This is a genomic window from Nocardiopsis changdeensis, assembly GCF_018316655.1.
Classification (GTDB): Bacteria; Actinomycetota; Actinomycetes; order Streptosporangiales; family Streptosporangiaceae; genus Nocardiopsis; species Nocardiopsis changdeensis.
This window is the reverse complement of sequence record NZ_CP074133.1, coordinates 4,152,223-4,171,043: the sequence shown is the minus strand read 5'-3', so window position 1 is coordinate 4,171,043 and position 18,821 is coordinate 4,152,223. Positions and strand designations below refer to the sequence as shown.

At 70.1% G+C, this 18,821-nt stretch carries 17 protein-coding genes and 1 CRISPR repeat array (1 of these 18 running past the window's edge); of the genes, 4 read left to right on the top strand and 13 right to left on the bottom strand.

Annotated elements, in window-relative coordinates; genetic code table 11:
* Positions 1-1,163: a CRISPR direct-repeat array (repeat unit 30 nt; unit sequence GTCCTCATCGCCCCTGCGAGGGGTAGCAAC); it reaches 40 nt to the left of the window's first position.
* Positions 1,164-1,279: 116 nt separating this feature from the next.
* The 11 genes from KGD84_RS19255 to KGD84_RS19205 form a co-directional block, all read right to left on the bottom strand.
* Positions 1,280-1,903: a 3'-5' exonuclease gene (locus tag KGD84_RS19255; RefSeq protein ID WP_220561809.1), complete on the bottom strand. Its 624-nt coding sequence runs from the start codon at positions 1,901-1,903 to the stop codon at positions 1,280-1,282.
* A gap of 23 nt (positions 1,904-1,926) precedes the next feature.
* Entirely contained in the window at positions 1,927-3,195 is a 1,269-nt protein-coding gene (locus tag KGD84_RS19250; RefSeq protein ID WP_220561808.1) for a radical SAM family protein, read from the bottom strand.
* Positions 3,192-3,725, bottom strand: coding sequence for a nucleoside-diphosphate kinase (locus KGD84_RS19245; protein WP_255646660.1), 534 nt, complete (start codon positions 3,723-3,725; stop codon positions 3,192-3,194). Before KGD84_RS19245 ends, KGD84_RS19250 begins: the two co-directional genes overlap by 4 nt.
* A complete protein-coding gene (locus tag KGD84_RS19240) occupies positions 3,722-4,741 on the bottom strand; it encodes a thymidylate synthase (RefSeq protein ID WP_220561807.1) in 1,020 nt (339 codons plus the stop codon). The genes KGD84_RS19245 and KGD84_RS19240 overlap by 4 nt, the downstream gene beginning before the upstream one ends.
* Positions 4,742-4,916: 175 nt before the next feature.
* Complete coding sequence (locus tag KGD84_RS19235) at positions 4,917-5,816, bottom strand: endonuclease/exonuclease/phosphatase family protein (RefSeq protein WP_220561806.1); 900 nt, start codon at positions 5,814-5,816, stop codon at positions 4,917-4,919.
* Between the two features lie 39 nt (positions 5,817-5,855).
* Complete coding sequence (locus tag KGD84_RS19230; protein WP_220561805.1) at positions 5,856-6,458, bottom strand: DUF6879 family protein; 603 nt, start codon at positions 6,456-6,458, stop codon at positions 5,856-5,858.
* A 215-nt stretch (positions 6,459-6,673) separates the two neighbouring features.
* Positions 6,674-9,550, bottom strand: a complete 2,877-nt coding sequence (locus KGD84_RS19225) for a beta-ketoacyl synthase N-terminal-like domain-containing protein (protein WP_220561804.1) — start codon at positions 9,548-9,550, stop codon at positions 6,674-6,676.
* Complete coding sequence (locus tag KGD84_RS19220) at positions 9,547-10,263, bottom strand: class I SAM-dependent methyltransferase (RefSeq protein WP_220561803.1); 717 nt, start codon at positions 10,261-10,263, stop codon at positions 9,547-9,549. The genes KGD84_RS19225 and KGD84_RS19220 overlap by 4 nt, the downstream gene beginning before the upstream one ends.
* 59 nt (positions 10,264-10,322) lie before the next feature.
* The gene (locus KGD84_RS19215; RefSeq protein WP_220561802.1) at positions 10,323-11,531 is read right to left on the bottom strand and encodes a styrene monooxygenase/indole monooxygenase family protein; all 1,209 of its coding nucleotides are present in this window, start codon (positions 11,529-11,531) and stop codon (positions 10,323-10,325) included.
* Positions 11,532-11,560: 29 nt separating this feature from the next.
* On the bottom strand, positions 11,561-12,445 hold the full coding sequence (locus tag KGD84_RS19210; RefSeq protein ID WP_220561801.1) for a hypothetical protein: 885 nt from the start codon (positions 12,443-12,445) through the stop codon (positions 11,561-11,563).
* Positions 12,445-12,924 (bottom strand): roadblock/LC7 domain-containing protein, encoded by a 480-nt coding sequence (locus tag KGD84_RS19205; RefSeq protein ID WP_220561800.1) that lies wholly within the window; start codon positions 12,922-12,924, stop codon positions 12,445-12,447. The genes KGD84_RS19210 and KGD84_RS19205 overlap by 1 nt, the downstream gene beginning before the upstream one ends.
* Positions 12,925-13,156: 232 nt before the next feature.
* Here KGD84_RS19205 and KGD84_RS19200 point away from each other — a divergent pair, with 232 nt between their 5' ends.
* The 4 genes from KGD84_RS19200 (at position 13,157) to KGD84_RS19185 (ending at position 16,707) form a co-directional block, all read left to right on the top strand.
* The gene (locus KGD84_RS19200) at positions 13,157-14,362 is read left to right on the top strand and encodes a helix-turn-helix domain-containing protein (protein WP_220561799.1); all 1,206 of its coding nucleotides are present in this window, start codon (positions 13,157-13,159) and stop codon (positions 14,360-14,362) included.
* A complete protein-coding gene (locus KGD84_RS19195; protein WP_220561798.1) occupies positions 14,359-15,237 on the top strand; it encodes a phosphotransferase enzyme family protein in 879 nt (292 codons plus the stop codon). The genes KGD84_RS19200 and KGD84_RS19195 overlap by 4 nt, the downstream gene beginning before the upstream one ends.
* A 98-nt stretch (positions 15,238-15,335) precedes the next feature.
* Entirely contained in the window at positions 15,336-16,370 is a 1,035-nt protein-coding gene (locus KGD84_RS19190; RefSeq protein WP_255646659.1) for a helix-turn-helix domain-containing protein, read from the top strand.
* A gap of 1 nt (position 16,371) precedes the next feature.
* Positions 16,372-16,707, top strand: coding sequence for an NsdA family TPR-like regulatory protein (locus KGD84_RS19185; protein WP_255646658.1), 336 nt, complete (start codon positions 16,372-16,374; stop codon positions 16,705-16,707).
* Here the strand turns inward: KGD84_RS19185 and KGD84_RS19180 are convergent.
* On the bottom strand, positions 16,701-17,483 hold the full coding sequence (locus KGD84_RS19180) for a phosphotransferase enzyme family protein (protein WP_255646657.1): 783 nt from the start codon (positions 17,481-17,483) through the stop codon (positions 16,701-16,703). The genes KGD84_RS19185 and KGD84_RS19180 overlap by 7 nt on opposite strands.
* Positions 17,484-17,727: 244 nt before the next feature.
* Positions 17,728-18,618 carry a phosphotransferase enzyme family protein gene (locus tag KGD84_RS19175; RefSeq protein WP_220561796.1) on the bottom strand — a complete coding sequence of 297 codons (891 nt, stop codon included), beginning with the start codon at positions 18,616-18,618 and terminating at the stop codon, positions 17,728-17,730.
* Positions 18,619-18,821: the final 203 nt, after the last annotated feature.

Below are 18,821 nucleotides of genomic sequence, written 5' to 3'. Positions count from 1 at the left end.
GTCGGCGGCGGCGAAGGCCAGCAGGGTCCTCATCGCCCCTGCGAGGGGTAGCAACGGCGATCACCTCCCGGTCCAGGTGCAGGTCCACCAGTCCTCATCGCCCCTGCGAGGGGTAGCAACGGTCGGGGTGGCGGTCCCTGGAGAGGACGCCCGGGGTCCTCATCGCCCCTGCGAGGGGTAGCAACGTGTGCATCAGCAGGTTCTTGCGGGTCATGCCCGTCCTCATCGCCCCTGCGAGGGGTAGCAACAGGGAAGGCGATCGCCTACGGCGAACTCGCCATCCTGTCCTCATCGCCCCTGCGAGGGGTAGCAACGCATCGGCCAGCGTGATACCGCACAGGTCTGCGACCAGTCCTCATCGCCCCTGCGAGGGGTAGCAACTTGAGAGGGCGGGGCCATACGGTCCCGCCCTTTGTGGTCCTCATCGCCCCTGCGAGGGGTAGCAACTAGAACGCGCGGGTCATCTGCCGGATGGCGGCGAGTCCTCATCGCCCCTGCGAGGGGTAGCAACTTGATGTTCGCGGAGGAGTGGCTGGAGTACACGGGCGTCCTCATCGCCCCTGCGAGGGGTAGCAACAGCAGCATCTGCACCGCCCGGCCGACGATCTCCCCGTCCTCATCGCCCCTGCGAGGGGTAGCAACAGGGTTTCCGTGTCCGTGAATCCGCTGGTCGTCGCGTCCTCATCGCCCCTGCGAGGGGTAGCAACGGGGCGGCCTGAGCGGCGCCGCCCCCTCCCCCACGGGTCCTCATCGCCCCTGCGAGGGGTAGCAACCAGCGCACCCACACCAGGACGACCTCCGCACCAAGGTCCTCATCGCCCCTGCGAGGGGTAGCAACGCGGTGAGCTGCCCGCAGAGGGCGACGGCGTCCTCGTCCTCATCGCCCCTGCGAGGGGTAGCAACATCAGGTACCGGGCGCGGGCTCGGCGGTGCTCGGAGTCCTCATCGCCCCTGCGAGGGGTAGCAACCGCTCGCGGCGGGCGACGAGCCCCCACCCGGCCCGGGTCCTCATCGCCCCTGCGAGGGGTAGCAACTCCACACCTGGCCGTAGCGGGGCGGGCTCGGGGGGTCCTCATCGCCCCTGCGAGGGGTAACAACGTGGCCAGGACTCCGGGCCCGGCCGCGCCCAGCTCGTCCTCATCGCCCCTGCGAGGGGTAACAACGCGGCGGAAAATCGCTGCTGGCGGGCGCGGTAGGGTCCTCATTGCCCCTGCGAGGGGGTAACAACACAACGGCACCAGCCTGCAGCGCGGGCACCCACTGCTAGGGGCCATTCCAGTTAGAACAGGGCCTCCTGGACTTGGTGCTTGGGGGGCATCCCCTCCCCAGCGGCGGAGCATAGCTCTGTCCAAGACGTGATCCCACCCTGCGTGGCCAGTGCGTGCAGGACAAGGGCTGCGGCCACGGCGTCCCACAGCGCTCGGTGCGGTCTGCCGGCGGGGACCAGCTTGTTGACGCGGTCGTGTAGCTCGAAGTGGTCCAGCAGAACACCGAGGTTTTTCGGGCCTGGCACGTCCAGGGTCCGTGCCAGACGCAGGGTGTTGATCAGCCCGGCCGGGGTCACCCGCGGGTGCCGCAGGCGGAGGAGCCTGTTATCGACACCCACGTTGTGTCCCACCAGGTAGTGGCCCTCCACCCGGGACACGAGGGCGTCGTCGATCTGCTCGGGGCGAGGCGCGCCTCGGAGGGTGTCATCGTCCAGGCCGGGGCTGATCCAGGGACGGCGTGGGACCGGTCGGCCAGGGTTGACGAGGGTGTCGTAGGCGGCGTTCATGTCGGGGGCCCCGTCGACCAATGGGACCAGGGCGATCTCCAGGATCGCCTCCTGGTCGCGGTCCTGGGCGCCGGTGCCCTCCAGGTCCACCGCGACCAGAGGCATTCTCGTCCACAGCAGGTCGGTCATGACGGGTCCCCTTCTCATGCCGGTCAGTCGTCCTCGTGACGTGCGGCCGCCGCCAGTCGCTCCCGGGCCTGGTCGAGCTGGCGCTGTTCGTCCTGGCTCAGGGTGTACCCGGCCAGGGTGCGCCCGTGCGCGCGGTGCAGGTGCGGATGGTCGACCTCCCACACCTGGAACCGCAGCCGGTGTTGCAGAGCGTAGCGTCGCTGCTCGCCGAGGGCGTGGGTGAGCACGTGCCCGCCCTCGACCAGGAACGGGGCGTCGGTGTCGTAGCCGAAGCAGTCCAGCGCGGCGCGGAACTCGTCCTGGGACGGCGCACGGTGGTCGTCGGCGCAGATCCTGCGCTGGGCGGCGGGGCAGATGTCGCACAGCTCCGGGACGCCCCAGTGGCCGTTGTAGTCGGGCACCTGGTGGGCGTAGGTGACCCCGCAGCTCGTTTTGCGGAACAGCGACACACCGGTGCCGTGCTTCCGCCAGGCCCGGACGACTTTCGCGTCCAGCTCTTCGGGCAGCACCTTGCGGCGCTGGTAGTCGGTCGCGTAGGGCACCTGCACACCGAGGTCGCGTAGGTAGGTGGCGTTCTCCTGTTTGTGGTAGTAGCCGGTGAACACCAGGGCGTCGACCCGGGTGCGGTCGGCGAGGTCGAGCACGTTCCGCATCGTGTCCGGGTCGTCGTTCCACCCGGGGGTGATGGGCCGCCAGTACAGGATGACCTTCGTGCGGCGGCGGTGCGCGGCGGCGGTCTCGATCGATTTCACCGTGGCCTGGGACTTCGCGATCGGCTCCACCCGGGAGTCGGTGATGCCGGAGTAGGTGAACAGCAGCGTCACCCGCACGTTGGCCAGGGCCTCGAAGCGTTCCATGTCGGCTCGGGTGACGTGGAAGCGGGTGATGATCAGCACCAGGTTGCGCAGGCCCTGCCGGTCCAGCTCCTCCAGGACCGCGAAGGTGTGCGGCTTGACTCCGGGCAGCATGGGATCGGTGGCCTTGTTGAAGAGCTGGATCGGGGTGGTGTGCGGGGCGAACGCCTCGTGGCCGGCCAGCATCTCCACTGCCTCTTCGGTGGTGACCAGCAGTTGCGGGGTCTTGTTGTCGAAGTCGCCCCAGAAATGCCTGACGCAGTAGCCGCAGTCCAGCGGGCAGCCGATGATGTGGTTCAGCGACAGCCCGCTCTTGCGGTTGGTGATGATCTGGCCCATGTACGGGTCCAGCTCGGCTTGCTGCTCGGCGGGCATCACGGCCAGGGTGCGGGGCCCGACGGGGATCGAGGCCCCGTCGGTCAGCGTGGTCTCGGTCATGGTGACAGCTCCTCGGATCGGAGGGTGGAGGTGAGCAGGTGCGTGAACGCCGGGCCGAACCACAGGTTGAACTCGCGCTCGGTGCCGGCCGGGTCATCGCTGGTGTGGATGAGGTTGTCGATGAACCGGCTCTCGGCGCAGGCTGCGGCGGTGGAGTCGGTGCCGTAACGGCCTCGGATGGTGTCCGGTTCGGCTTGGGCGGGGTCGTAGTGGCCCAGCAGGGCCCGGATCCGCTGCGGGGTGTCGTCGGTGGGGCCTTGGAACAGGGCGACCGTCACCCGTTGGCCGACCCAGTTGCGGCGCAGTTCGGCGGTCACGTCGAACGGGAACCGGTCGTCGAGGGCGAGCATGTCCGCGTAGTGGGTGAGGATCTGCGCCTCGGTCACGACCACGGCACGCCGGTGGACCAGGTGAGCGTGCGTGGCGATGTGCTCCAGGACGGTATCGACCAGGCCGCGGCGGGTGGCGTCCGGTTTGCACAGCGCCACCGCCCACCGCCCCCACCCACCGTCCGGGACGAGCACCGTCACGCAGCGACCTGCGCAGGCATGCGGTTCTTCCACCGCCGGGCGATCAGCCACCGGTAAGCCGGATCCAGCACCTCCAGATGGGCGGCGCCCACCGGCCCGTCGGTGTGCTTGATCTGCCGGTACACCTCGAACAGCAGAACGACCTGCTGCCAGTAGGCGGGTAGCGGCAGCGCGGCCACCTGGGCGGGGGTGTAACCGGTCCGGTCGGTGCGCAGTGCCTCCTCGTGCTCCAGGACCTGCGCGATCACGGCCATGGAGGTGCCGGTGCCCATGGTCGGAAGGGGCGGGTCGGGACGGACGTAGCCGGGGGTGCGGGGCTCGTTGAGCAGGCGGCGTACCGTCTTGGCGTCGCGGTCGTTGACGTGCATGGACCCGACGTGGTGGGTGTAGTGGCCCAGCTCGACACCGAGTTCGCGGGCGGCCACCTCCTGGAGGAAGGTGAACGCGAACACATCCGAGACCATGCCCATGTAGGCGTCGTTGCCGCGCATGTAACACGTTAGGTTCAACCGGCCCGCGCGCAGCAGGAACTGGGCGGCGATCGTGCAGGATACGTCCGGGTTGTCAGGCACCGCCAGTTCCTCGGCCCGGTAGATGGCCAGCACGGCGCGTTTGCTGCCGGGGTCGGCGCGCAGCAGCTCCAGCACCCGCGCCCATTGGGTGGCGTTGTCCTGGTCGGGGGTGAACAGCTTGGTGCCGTACGCGGTGCCGGTGAGGACCTTGCCGTCGGCGGAGTAGGCGGCCATGCCGGGCGCGTAGTAGCCGATCATGTCGAGGTCGTCGCGTCCGGCCGCGTACCACAGGGCCTCAGCGATGTTGTAGACGACGTTGACGGCCCGCCGTTCCAGGAACGGCAGCCGGTTGCGGGGGTCGGTGAGCCGGAAGCTCACGTTGGTGATCTCGACGGAGTCGTTACCTCGGGAAGAGGTGGTGTATTCCGGTTCAGCGGTGACCGCTTCCAACACGGCCAGGTAAGCGTCGTGGAAAGAAGCGAAGGGCGGGGGCTTCAAGGGCATGCCGGTTCTCCAGGTCAAGGGGATGAGGTGGGCGCTGGACGGGGCCGGCTCGTCGCCCGGAGGGCAGGGCCGGCCCGGGAAGGGGGCTTCGGAACCCGGAACGGCTCGTTGCCGGGCGGCCGGTCGCGTTCCTGCGGTCGGCTACAGGAGGAGCCCCACGGTCGACTCTGCCGGGTCACCGGTGGCGGCCTTCCTCCACGGTGAGGGTGACGCTGATGAGCTTGTGGTCGGTGTGGGCGGGGTCCCCGTCCCACACCCGGTAGGTGCCCGGGACCACGCCGATCTCGTTCGTGGCCAGGATCCAGTCGATGAGCAGCGACCCGGGGGTGTGGGTGGTGGGCTCCAGCAGGGCGGCGGGGCGGCCGAGCTGTTCCCAGTCGCGTTCGGCCACCGCGTACAGCCCGCACCCGTCACTGTGGCGGCGGGTGCCGGTGTCCTCGTCCCAGGGGCCGATCAGGGTGTCCAGGGCGCGGGTGTCGTCCAGCCACTCCCCGGAGGGCAGCAGCATCCCCTTCTGGCGGCGTTTGTGCGCCGGGACCTTGGTGTAGTCGCGGTGGGGCAGGTGCGGACCCGATCCTGTGCTGTTCAGGTCGCCGGCCACCACCATGGGGAAGTCCCTGTTGATCTGGGAGGCGAGGCTCTCGGCCTCCATCAGCCGGCGGGTCCCGGAGGAATAATCCAGGTGCGGGATGTGGATCCGCACCGCGGCATGGGGGTCGTGGCGCGCCGTGAGGGTCCAGGTGTTGCGGCCCCACCGGTGGTGGTCGGTCTGGGCTGTGGACTCCTCGATGAGCCGCCACACCTGGGGGTCCCACACCAGGGCGGGCGGGTTATCGGACCGCTCGATGGCTCCGATCTCGATCTCGTAGATACCGCCGAACATGGTCTCGAAGATGTCCAGGGCCTCGCGTGCGGGGAGGCCGCGCGGGATGCGCCAGCGGGCCTCGTTGATGGCCATGAGGGTGGGACGTGTGCCGGTGGCGGCGTAGTCGGCGAAGACCGGGTGCAGACGGGACAGACCGTGACCGTCCTCGAGGCCGTCCTTGAGGTTGACCAGAGCGAAGGGCACCTGCATGTGTGGGACTCCTGGCGTGGTGACGGATCGGATCGGGGATTACAGCTGGCGGCGTGTGAAGGCGTGGATGCCCTGGCCGTCACGGGCCACGGCCTCGATGTGGTCGGCCAGGGCGGTGGCCGGCCGCGGGGCGTTCACGCGGGTGGCCCCGTGGGGGCGGCCCTGCGCGGTGTGGTGCAGGAAGTAGAAGTGGCGGCCGGGGTAGACCAGCAGCGACGGCAGGGCCGTCCCCGGGGCGGCGACGGCCACCTGGAAACCGGCGCGGGCCTGGACCCGGAAGACGTGCGCCAGGAACTCGCCGTGGCGGGTGAGCGGAAGGTGGGGCACCCACAAGGTGCGGATGTCCAGGTGCTGGGACCTGTACACCAGGTAGCGTGCGGCCAGTTCGTCGCGTTCTCCGGCGAGCTCGTTGACGGCGCGGGTGCGCTCGCCCGCATGCCACCGGCACAGGACCTTGTCGGTGGGGTCGCTGATCAGGGTGCGTGCCTCGACCCGCCAGCACACCCCTGGCCCGCTGTGGCGTTCGTGGGCGTCGTCGAGCTCGAACTGCGGCTGGTCCAGGCGGTGCCCCTCGTGGTGGGCGAGCTGGTGGGCCCGGTCCAGGGTGTCGGTCAGCAGCGGGAAGGGCGGTGAGGTGCTCATCGCGGCTTTCTTTGTGGGTGGCTCATAGGCCTCAGATCGCTTGCCAGACGGCAGGTGAGTGGGGGCGTCCCCGCCCCGGGGCCGGGGCGGATACCCGGATGGGAGTCGGGGCGGGGACACCGGGCACCACCCGGGAGGGAAGGAGGGGCGGCGCCGGGAACGCCCGCGTTCTCCCGTTCGCAAGGGCAACGAACCGCGGGCGTGGGTCCAGGTCGTTACGAGGCGGGCACGGTCGCCTCCGTCCGTGGCAGCAGGGCGGTGAGGCGGTCCACGGTGGCCGCGATGGTCGCGTCTGCGGCCAGGTCGGTAACGGACTCGTTGGCCCAGGCCGGGTGTGCGGTGCGCAGGTGGGCGAGCACACCGACCAGGTCCAGAGAGGTCACGCCGGCTTCGGCCCAGGACACGTCCACCGAGCCGGGGGCGGTGCCGATGGTGCGGGTGGCCAGGGCCAGCACCAGGCCGGTGACACAGCCGTGGTCCTGGGCCGTCCAGGTGGCCGTGGCGGGAAGGTCCACGTAGGTGCGGTCCTCGGCGCCGGTGCGCTGCCAGACGGCCGGGGGCAGCTCGGCGCGTTCTTCACCAGGGGAAGAGGGGCCGGTGGGGGTGTGGCCGTGCACGTACAGGCCGGCGACGGCACGGAAGAGTTCGTCGGGGTCGGTGGTGGCGGTGGCCACCGGGGTGCCCGGGGCGGTATCGGTGATGTGGCCGGCCAGCACGGCCCGAGCTCCGACCTCCACCACGCCGGTGGGCTGCCCCTCGGTGAGGCGGCCGATGACGTCGGCGAAGCGTACCCGGGCGCGCAGCTGGTAGGCCCAGTAGTCGGCGCCGAGGCCGGTGGCGGGTGCTCCGGTGCTGGTGGAGACCATCAGAGCCGTCGGTGCGTTGGGCTCCAGGGTGTCCAGTTCCTGGCGCAGTGCCTCTTGGAGCGGGATGACCGCGGGGCTGTGGGCGGGCACCACGTCGCGGATCGCCTTGGCCCACACTCCCACCCGCTCCAGGGCCACAGCCGCTGCCGCGAGGTCGGCAGTGGTACCGGAGAGCACGCTCACCCGGGGGCTGTTGACCACGGCCACGTCCACGCCGTGCTCGGCCGCCACCGCCTCCGCCTGGTCGGCGGCTAGGGCCACGGCGAGCATGCCGCCCTTCCCGGACAGGGTCGCGAGTAGGCGGCTGCGGGCCGCGATGACCCGCGCGGACTGCTCCAGGGTGAGAGCTCCTGAGGCGTAGGCGGCGGCGACCTCCCCGGCCGAGTGCCCCACCCACACATCAGGGGCGATGCCCCAGGTGGTGAGGGTGTCGGCCAGGGCGACCTGGACCAGCCACCCGGCGTGCTGGATCTGCTCGAACCCCTCCAATGGTGCACCGGGAGCCCACACGGGCCCGTCCACGAAGGGTTGCAGGGCGGCCCGGCCGCGGTCCACGGCGGCGGCGAAGACGGGTGTGGTGGCGGCGAGTTCGACGGCCATGTGCTGGTGGTGGGTGCCGTGCCCGGAGAACACCCCCACCAGCCGCTCACGCGGGCCGTGGGCGGCCAGGGGGCCCAGGATGTTCTGGTGGGGAAGCCCGCTGGCGATCGCGTGCAGGGCCTCGGCCGCCTCGCCGGGGGTACGGGCCACCACGGCGGCGCGGTGGCGCGGGTCGTGGTCGCGGCCCCACAGCGCGGCCGCACCGACCGGCGCCAGGTCCTCGAGCGCGGCCACGGCGGAGGACCACCGGGCGGCGGTGCGGTTGAGGACCTGGCGGGTGTGCCCGGACAGCGGAATCACCACCGGTGCCGCTGGTGCCCTCTTGCTGGCGGGTTGTGGTTCGGGGGCGGGGGCGAGGATGAGGTGGGCGTTGGTGCCGCCGAACCCGAACGCCGACACCCCCACCGCCGCAGGGGTCCCGTCGGTGCCGGTGGGCCAGTCCACGGCCCGGGTGGGGACGGTGATGCGGCGGTTGCCCACCAGGGCGACCGGGTCGGTGTGGTTCAGGGTGGGCCAGATGCGTCCCGCGCGGGCTCCGACCGCCGCGCACATCACGTTGACGACCCCGGAGACGGCCTCGGTGTGGCCGAGACCGGGTTTGACTGAGGTGAGCAGAAGCGGTTGCTCCCGGTCCCGGGTGCGGTAGGCCTCGGCCACCCCGCGCAGCTCCTGGGCGTCCCCGGCTGCGGTACCGGTGGCGTGCCCGAGGACCGCGCCGACCTGGTCGGGGGACAGGCCTGCCGCTGCCAGGGCGCGGGTGATGGCCTTGGCCTGCGCGTGGCCGTTGGGGGCGATCAGGTGCGAGGTGCGGCCGTCGTGGGTCACGGCGCTGCCCAACAGGCGTACCCATTCCCTGGTGCCGGGGGTGAGGTCGGTGGTGCGGCGCAGGATGAGGGCGCCGCCGCCCTCGGAGCGCACGTACCCGTGCGCCGCTCGGCTGAACGGGGAGCACACCCCGTCGGGGGCCATCACCCCGTCGACCTGGTGGAAGTAGGCGTTGATGGCGGCCGAGTCCAGGCTGTTGACGCCTAGGACGACCGCGGTGTCCACCGTCCCGTCGGCCAGGTCCCGCGCCGCCAGGTGCAGGGCCACGGCGGAGGCCGAGCACGCCGAGTCCACGACGAAGCTGGGCCCGTGCACGCCCAGGTGGTAGGAGACGCGGTTGGCGATGATCGACAGGGCGCCGCTCTGCCCGGTGTGCGGGGTGGTGCGCACCCCGGGGGCGAACACCCGGCCGGCATGGTCGACCCCCGCGGCGCCGGCGTAGACGCCGGTGTCGGTGGCGGCCAGTGAGGAAGGGCGGATCCCGGCGTCGGCGAGCGCCTCCCACACCAACTCCAGGGCCAGGCGTTGTTGGGGGTCCATCTGCTCGGCCTCGTCGGCGCTGATCCCGAAGTGCCACCGGTCCAGGCCCCAGTCGTGGTCGGTGAGGGTGCCGCCGTGCCACCGCCAGCGGGGACGCTGGTCGGGGTGGACCTCGGCGACCAGCCGTTCCCACCGCTCCTCGGTCAGGGGACCGACGACGATGCGGTGCCCGGCCAGGGCCTGGGCGAGCTCGTCGGGGGTGGTGATATGGCCGGGCAGGCGCACCCCCATCCCCACCACGGAGACCGTGTGCGTGCTCATCGGATCGGCCCCCGCACCACGAACACCGCCGCACTGTGCATCACCCGTACATCGACCTGGGCGAAGCGCAGGTTCAGCTGCCGCTCCAGATCCACCAGCCGGTCACCGCGGTTGTGGAAGGTGTTGCGGCCCGGCTTGTTGTAGGCGCGCATCAGGAGGCGGGCCGGCAGGTTGTGGTCGGCGTCGGGGTCGCCCGCGCCCAGCAGGGTGTAGCCGAAGGCGACACCGTCGTCGGTGAGCGCGTCAACGAGCCCGTTGAACGCGGTGGCCTTGGCGGTGAACCCGGCCCCGGGTACGCAGTGCAGGACGTTGCCCATCGCGATGGAGGTGAACGTCCGCGACAGGCCGGGCCAGGGGGCGGCCAGGATGTCGTGCAGGTGGGCGGTGACCTGCGCCCGCCCCGAGAGCCGCTGCTGCGCGTGGGCCAGGGGCGCGGTGTTGATGTCGAGTACGTCGACGCGCCACTGCTCCGGGGGAGCGGGCGGTGGGGTGGTGGCCAGCATCTCGGCGTCGGCGGGACCGATCTCCAGGTGGCGGGCGCTCACGTGCTCGGCGTACAGGCCGGCCAGGGCGGTGTTGTCGATGCGCCAGGCGTAGGTGTGGGACAGCTCGCCGACGAGCCGCTTGTACCGGGCCAGGTTGCGGGGGCTGTACAGGGTGGGGTTGGGGGATGACACCCAGGAGGCATCGGTACGGGGTGTGTTCTCGGGCATGGGTGACCTCGCTTCGGCGTTGTCGCCTGCATCGAAGAAGGGGGTAAGAGGGCGGGGTGTCAGGCCATGGGGAGCATGCGGGAGAGCTCGGCGGGGTCGTCGAAGCCGCGCACCCAGGCGTTGGCGAACCTCTGGTCGGTGGCGGCCGTGGCCATCGCCGCCATCAGCTCCGGGGGGACGTTGCCGGTGTGGACGGCGTTGACCAGGTGCGAGAACGACGCGGTGTGGCGGATGTGCTCGTTCCACAAGGTGGTGAAGGTGTCGGTGAAGAACGCCTCGTCGAAGCCGCCGTGCTGGTTGTAGTGCTCGACCATGCGGTCGGCGGTGAAACAGGCGCTTTTGGTGGACAGCGACCAGCCCTGTCCGGTGCGGGGCTCGGTGGTCACGACCGTGTCGCCGACGCCGACGACGAAGCCGGTGCCCACGCGGGCGACCGGGGTGCGCACGACCGGGGTGACCGTGGTCAGCAGGGTGTCGCGGGGATCGGACAGCGTGGCGGAGTTGAACCGCTCACCCAGCTCCGGCAGGAGCCGGGGCAGCCGTTCAGCGAGTAGGGCGTACACGTTGCCGCGGCGGCCGTAGGCACTCAGGTCCAGCGGGTTGTCCTCGCCCGGGCGGGCGGTGACCATCACCGAGTGCGCGATTCCGGCCGAGGTCAGGATCGGCACCACGTACACCTCGCTGCTGGAGGCCGCGCCGGTGGCGACCGAGTACACCTCCACCTCGGCACCGGCGACTTCGGGGAAGTCCCGCAGGTACACCTGGGAGACGACCTGCCGCTCAGCGGCCAGCGGCCGGGAGGGGTCGGCGGGGAACAACCGACCCAGTTCACCCGCACCGACGGTGATGAGGACCGCGTCGAACAGGCGGGTGAACACGGTCAGGTCCGACAGGGTGATGCCGCTGATGGTGACCTTGCCACCGCGGTCCTCGAAGCACTCCAGCAGATCGGGGAGCTTGACACGGGGTTCCACCGCCGCCCCTGCCGCGCCCAGGTTGCCGGTGAACCCGAACTCGGCGCCGTCCCGGAGCCTGGTGATCATGGAGACGGTTTGAAAGAAGTGGTCCTCCTTCTCCCAGAAGTCGAGGTCCAGCGTGCGCTCCAGGCCCAGGGCGGTGGGCAGCGTCAGCTGGGTCATCTGAGCGGGACCCCGGCGCAGCTCTTCGGAGGACAGGGACGTGGCCACGGTGACGTCCGCGCCCCGGACGAGGAGGCGGTGGGCGAGCACGATCCCGGTCAGCCCGGCACCGACGATCAGAACCTTCACGATTTCAGCTCCCAGGTCGGAGGTGGGGGTCACACACGGCGGGCCGTGCGCTGGTTGATCACGTCGCCCAGCGCGGCGCGGGTGGCGGGCACCGACCGCACGTCGCACAGGGTCACCTGGCTCTCGGGCACACCGAACCGGTGTGCCACGGCCTCCGGGTCGGGGTCGCCGGGCACGTGGTCCAGAACGATCTGGACGGGCAGCACGTGTTCCGAGAGCAGGTCCAGGGCCGTCTGCGCCTGGTCCAGGTCCTCGGGCCCGGTCACGACCAGGGCGCCGCAGGCATCGCGCACCACGCTGGGCCACAGCGCGTCGAACAGGTGCACGTCGGGGAGCCCGAGCAGGTGGAGGTTGGTGGTTCCCACGGGGACCCGCCCCATGGACAGCTGCACCGACACCGGCGTATCGGCGTGCGCCTGGGTCGTGGCGGCGGAGGTGTAGAGCGTCTCCACGTGGGTGATGGGGGTGATGGCCGAGCAGGTGCCCAGGAACTCCGCGCCCCGGTGCTCAGGGGTGCCCAGCACGATCACCTTGGACGAGCGCAGGGACGCATCACAGTGTGAGGAGCGCCCCCAGGAGTCGCGGACCTCGTCGCGGGGGTCGAACACACCCCGGAGCTGCTGGCGGCTGACCCGGGCCCGGTGGTGGCGCAGGAGTTCCGAGACCAGCAGGATCGTGACCCCCCGGCTCATGCGCAGCCGGGTGGCGATCTCCATGATCGTCAGCGGCGCTGCGCCTTCGCGGTCCAGGTGGTAGAGGAGGAGCCACACCGTCAGGGCGCGCTCGCCCACGGTGTCGCCCACTTCGAAGGGCGCATCGCCCAGGGGCCGCACCAGGGTGTGCTCTCCCAGGGGCGGCAGCAGGACCTTCTTCGGCGTGTACGGGGGTACGGGGATCCTCGTGGCAGAGGACATCAGCGCCCCCCACTCAGGACAGGAGGCAGCGTGTGCAGGGCCGTATCGGTCCCCGCGGGCAGCAGCGGGGCGACACGGTCGGCGAAACGGGCCAGAACAGATCCCGCATCGGACAGCCCCCGTTTGGGGACCACCCCGGCCACCCACATGTCGTCGGTGGCCGGCAACAGGACCAACGCCCCGTCATTGAAGCGGACGACCAAACGCTCCACCGTGAGCGGAACGTCCTTTTTCAACCCCATTTCCGCATAAGCCCGGGAGAGGTTCTTCAACGCGTATCCGATCGCCCCGCACCGCTCGATCGCCTCACGGGACAAAGCAGGACTGGCGTCCACGACCCGGCCGTCGCTGGCGAAGATCACCACGTCGAAGCCGTGATCGGTGTGCAGGGTGCGGATCTGTTCGTGAACGGTAGCCGCAGGATCATCGCCTGCCAGGCTGCCCACAGGTGCCGTATCGCGGGGGTCGATCGTGTTCATGCCTCCATCATGGGCGCACCGGGAAATGAGGTTCAAGAATAACTCTGATAATTTCCATCAGCACCCTGATGGAAATCATCAGTGCGCTGATAAATGTTATCAGTATGCTGATATCCCTTCCGTTCGCTCGTTTGATGCGTGATTCTTTGCGCGAATGGAGGAGAAGCGAATGGGTCATTGTGCGAACTGCGGGCGCGACCGGGCCGCACGTCGCTGCACATGCGTTCCCGAGGTGTTCTGGGACCTGGACGATGTCCGCGCGGCGGTCAGCGCGGGTGATGCCGCCGAGACCATCCGCCTCCTGCGGCGCGAGACCCGGCTCAGCCAGACCGCGATCGCCAGAATGGTCGGCCTGTCCCAGGGCATGGTCAGCGCCATCATCTCCGGCGGCCGGCTGATCTCCCGCGACCGTCACCAGCAGGCCCTGCGCGGCCTCGGAGCTCCCGAACCGGCCCGCCCCTCGTCAATACCCTGCGCAGAAGACGACCCCGACGACTTGGAGGCCATTCTGCGCGACGGCACCGACCGCGCGACCCTGGCCGGCATGGAACAGGAGCTCGCGGCCCTGTCGGCCGCCTACGTCAGCCGGCCCTGCGCCCCGCTGCTGCCCCGCCTGAACACCCTGCGCACCGGAGCACTGGAGCACTACCGTTCCGGAGCCCGCCCCCGCCATGCACACGACCTGCTGGTCATCGTCGGCGCCTGCGAGCTCCTGCTGGCCTACGCCGCCCACGACGGCGGCAACCCCGCCGCAGCCCTGGCCCACCTGGAGCGCGCCGCGCGGTGCGCGGACTTCACCGAACACCCCCACCTGCCCGGCTGGATCATCGGCACCCGCGCCCTCATCGGCGACTGGCACCCCGCCACCGGCACCGACACCCTTGCCCTGCCCGGCCATGCCCCCAGCCCCCAGGCGTGGGCACGCCTGACCGCCATCACCGCCCGCGCCGCCGCCCGCCGCCACGACAGGCACACCGCCCGCGCGGGACTGGACCGGCTCGTAGACCACCAGGCCCAGCCCGCCGACACCGACGACCTCTCCCGACGCCTGGGTGGCATCTTCGCGTTCCCCGACCCCAAGCGCGACTACTACATCGCCGCCACCGCCGTCCTGCTGGGCGACGGCGACCGCGCCACCACCCACGCCCACGGGGCGATCACCGCCTACGAGGCCGGTCCGGCGATCCAACGCAGCTACGGCGACCTCGCCCTGGCCCGCATCGACCTGGTCTCCGCCCACCTGCTGTGTGGCGACACCGACGCCGCCCACACCGCTCTGGAGCAGGTCGCTCGGATCCCTGCGAGCGACCGCATCCACCAGCTGCGTCCCGCCCTGCACGCCTGCGCCGAGCTGGCGTTGAACGCCCCCATCGCCCCGAGCCGGAAACGGGAGATCACCGACCGGCTGACCGCGTTGCGGCTACCGTGGGGACCATGAGCGCCCCCCTGACATCCGCTCCCGCCGTCCTGACCGAGGCCGCCCACACCCTGGGCGCCGACCCGGCCACCGCAGTCCTGGTCCGCCACCACGGCACCCAGGTCTGGCACCTGCCCCGAGCCGGGGCCATCGTGCGGGTGAGCGGCCTGCGCCACCACCAGGCCGCCGAACGCTCCGTGGCCCTGACCCGCTGGCTGCACACCCGCGGAGTCCCGGTCACCGAACCCCTCCTGGACCGCGTCCTTATCGAGGACACCAGCGTGGCCACCCTGTGGCGGTACTACCCCCAACCCGCCGGCACCCATCCCGCGCCCGCGGACCTAGGCAGCACACTCGCGGCCCTGCACCAGGCCGGACCGCCCCCGGCGGAGATCCACCTCCCCGCGGCCGCTCCACTGAGTTCCCTGCGCCACACCCTGCACCACACCACCACCCTGGCTCCAGGTGTTGTGGCCGAGCTGTCCGGGCGCATCGACGACCTGCTCGACGCCTACCACGAGCTGGACTTCCCCCTCGGGGTGGGGCTGATCCACGGAGACGCCTGGCTGGGGAACATCCTGTTCGACGGGGACCGGCCGGTGCTGGGCGACTGGGACGAGGCGGTGCTCGGCCCCCGCGTCCTCGACCTCGCCAACCTCTGGCAGGGGCACCGCCGGTTCGGTCGCACCCGCGCCGAGATGGACGCGTTCGCCGCCGCCTACGGCTACGACCTGTCCACCTGGCCCGGTCTGGACGTCCTGATCCGCATCCGGGACCTTCACACCCTGGGGTCCTACGTCCGCGCCGCGGACCGTGGCGACCAGGCCGCCCAGACCCAGCTCACCCGCAGACTCGCCACCCTGGACGACCCCGCAGCCTCCTGGACCTCCCGATGATCACCCCACCCGAGGACCGGGCCTGCGGGTACTGTCGGCGGTCGCGCGCCTCGGAGGGGCCTGGGTCGTGTGCGTGCATCCCGGCATGGTTCTGGGACGTGCCCGAGGTGCGCCGGGCGGTGGAGGAGCGGGATCCCAGTGAGCTGATCCGGTTGCTGCGCCGGCACACGGACCTGTCCCAGACCGCACTGGCGCTCATGGCCGGCATCTCCCAGCCGTCGGTGTCCGGCATCATCTCGGGCAAGACGACCATCAAGCACCTCGACAAGGTGAAGGCCGCCCTCAAGGGCCTGGGTGCCTTCCAGCGGTTGGCATCTGCTGATGTGTCCACCTTCACTGAACGCTTCCCATCCGAACTCGGCCTGGGGCTGAACGGCTCCGGGCAGCAGACCGCGTCAGTCCTTGAACGAGTGACCCGCCTGGATCTGGAGGAAGTCCCCGGGGCCGAGGAACAACCGCCCTATTCGGCAATCAGTTCGGCCGTACTGTCGTGGCTGGTATCCGAACCCTCCTCCGGTTCCGAGGAACTCCGGGGCGAGGAAGGTCCCGCAGCGGCTATCCAGGCTGCTGCGGCTGCGTTCGCGAGCCTGGACAACCGCTTCGGCGGCGACCATGCCCGGATAGCAGCCACGCAGTACCTCAGCGGCACGGTGGTTCCGCTGCTGCGCAGGTCCTACCCGAGCAGCACCGAGCGCTCAGTGTTCGCGGCGTCTGCGGAGTTCGTGCTCGCGCTGGCGTGGATGTCCTACGATGCCCAGCGCAACGGCATGGCCCGACGCTACTTCGTACAGGCCTTGGATCTGGCGGACCATGCTGAAGACCGCCTGCTGGGAGCCAGTGTGCTGTCGGCGATGAGCCACCAGGCCAACTACATAGGTTCCTACACCGAAGCACGCGACCTGGCACGGGCGGCGTTGACCGGAGCCGGGGAGCGGGCGACGGCGACCCTGCGGGCGCAGTTCCTGATGATGGAGGCGCGCGCCCATGCATCCCTGGGGGACACATGCATCCCTGGGGGACAAGGGCGCGTGTTCTCGGGCGATGGGCCACGCCGAGCAGGCGTTCAACCGGCGCGACCCCAGTGCCGATCCGTCGTGGATCGGGTACTTCGACCAGGCGGAGTACGCCGATGAAGTGGCCCACTGCCACCAGGACCTGGGGGAAACCCGTACCGCTCGACGGTCGGCCGAGCAGAGCCTGACCGCGTCCTCCGGGCAGGAGTACGCGCGCAGCCGGGTCTTCACCCGGCTCGTGCTGGCGTCCGCCATGCTCGGGCAGGGCGAGGTTGAGGAGGCCTGCCACCTGGGTGCCGCTGTGGTACCGCAGGTGCGGGTGACGTCCTCGGCCAGGTGCGCGGGATACCTGGACACGTTCATCGACAGCGTGCGCTCCTATCAGGGGCAGCCGGAAGCGGACCGGTTCCTCCGCCAGGCTGGGACTGTGAAGGCTCTGGGATCTCCAGGTCAGTAGGGATTCCAGGTGCGGGGGCGGCGGGGGTCGGCGAGGTCGGCGATCCGCCGAGCGATCTCGGCGTCGATCTCGGGGCTCTCTCCACCCTTCTGGGCGAGCCAGGTGGTCATCCGCAACTCCCTGACCTGCTTGTAAAAGGGGTAGCCGTCCCAGGAGGTGACGTCGAACCCGTAGACGTCGCAGAAGTCGGCGTACTCGGTGTCGCTGTGCCAGCCCAGGTCTCGGTACAGGGCGGTCAGGACCAGATCCCATTCGGGTGGGCCCCAGCAGATGCCGTCCAGGTCGAAGAGCACAACCCCCTGGGAGGTGGCCAGGACATTGCCGATGTTGGCGTCCCCGTGGATGACGCGTACGCCGAGGACAGGTGTGACCGCAGACCAGCGAGCGGCGAGGTCCTGGTGGTGTGCGCGGAGCAGCTCGCGCTGGGCGGTGTCGAGCCCGGGGGCGGTGTCGATGCGTTCGGCCACGCGGTGGAAGGGGTCCAGGGCGGACAGGCCGAGCGACGGTGGCGGGGTGAGATGGTGCAGGGTGCGCAGCAGCCGGGCCAGTTCCCGTGGGAGGGTCCATTCGCCCTGGACCGCCTCCCACAGGGTGACGACCAGGTCCTCGGCCAAGACGGGTTGCTTTCCGGGTAAGGGGCGGGTCACTGGAAGGGACTGTTCGGCGAGCCAGCGGGCGGCTCGTACCTCCCGGTCGGCTTCCTCCCACCTGTCCGCAGAGCGCTCAACACGGGCGATCACGTCACTGCCGAGACGGAACACCGCTCGCTCTCCCATCCGAACGAGATCGGGAGGACTGTCAGTCCGTGAAGCGGGAACCCCCAGGGCCCGGGCGGCAGTGCTGACAGCGCGAGCGGCACGCTGGGGGAAATCTTCGGTGTGGGCCACAGGCCCCAGGCTATGCCGGATCGGCTCCGCCGCCCCATGACTACCAGGTACTCGAACCCTACGCCACCACCCGGCACGTCCAGGAGTTCGACGAATTCCTCACCGACGCCTCGCCCCTTCGGTCATGAGCCCTTCACGTCCCCGGCATCCACCGTTTGGACAAGGAGGGATCCCTCAGAGAAACGACCCGTCGACGTGCCTCGGGCAGCAAACGAGGTTCCCGGGCGGTCCGAGCGCACAGCCAGGCTGTCATCCTCAACTCCCTGACCGCGGCCAGGGTCTCGAACCCGGACCAGTCCCGTACATCCCAACCGTAGGCGTCCACGAAGGCCCTGTACTCCTCGGCCGTGTACCACCCCACCCGTTCGTAGACGGCGGCGACCACCAGATCCCATTCACGAGCGCCGACACTGAAACGCTCCAGGTCCAAGACCACCGCCTGCCCGTCGGTGTTTTGGACGATGTTCTTCCTGTGGGCATCACCGTGGACCGGACCCGGCGAAACCGCATAGTTCAAAAGGGAGGCTTCGAACCTCAAGCCCGCCAGATGTGCCTGTAGGAATTCCTTATCCAGTGCTCCGAGGGCTGACCGATGAATGTACTCGTCTATTCCTGCGAACGGATCCAGGGCGGGCAAGGACAGCTTCTCGGGAGCGCGCAAGCGATGAAGGCGTCGCAAGGCCCCGCCGATCACAGCAGGGGATCCAGGGCTGGTCTGGGGAACGAAGTCCCAGAGGGTGATCACCCATCCGCTGTCATCGAGCCGGGGCACCTCAGATCGAGTGCGTACCGCGGGTACTCCGCTCTCCTTGAGCCACTGTGCCACCGCCAACTCCCGGCGAGCCCGAAGCAACCCTGTCTGCGAGCAGATGCGCAGAACAACCCCGGCGTCGGGCAGCAACAGGTTCGCGTTCTCACCGATCGGGCCGAGGACACGCAGTTCCTGGGCAGGCCATCCCTCACACTGAGCGACCCTGCCGCCGATGCCCAAGGCGCGTTCACGCGTCAAGCTCTCTTCGGTCACGCTCCTACGCTACGCCGAGAACGACCGGCTCAGTACCGTTTATCGAAGTACCCCACGCAGGACCTCTCCTTTCTCCACCGCAGTCGAACGGCGAACAAGAAGCATGGCTTGAAACAACGCCCTGTCTCGCTCCTGTTCGTTGCAATAGAGTCCATACTGAATGTCGATCATGATCGGAACGGCGGATTTCGATGACGCACCAC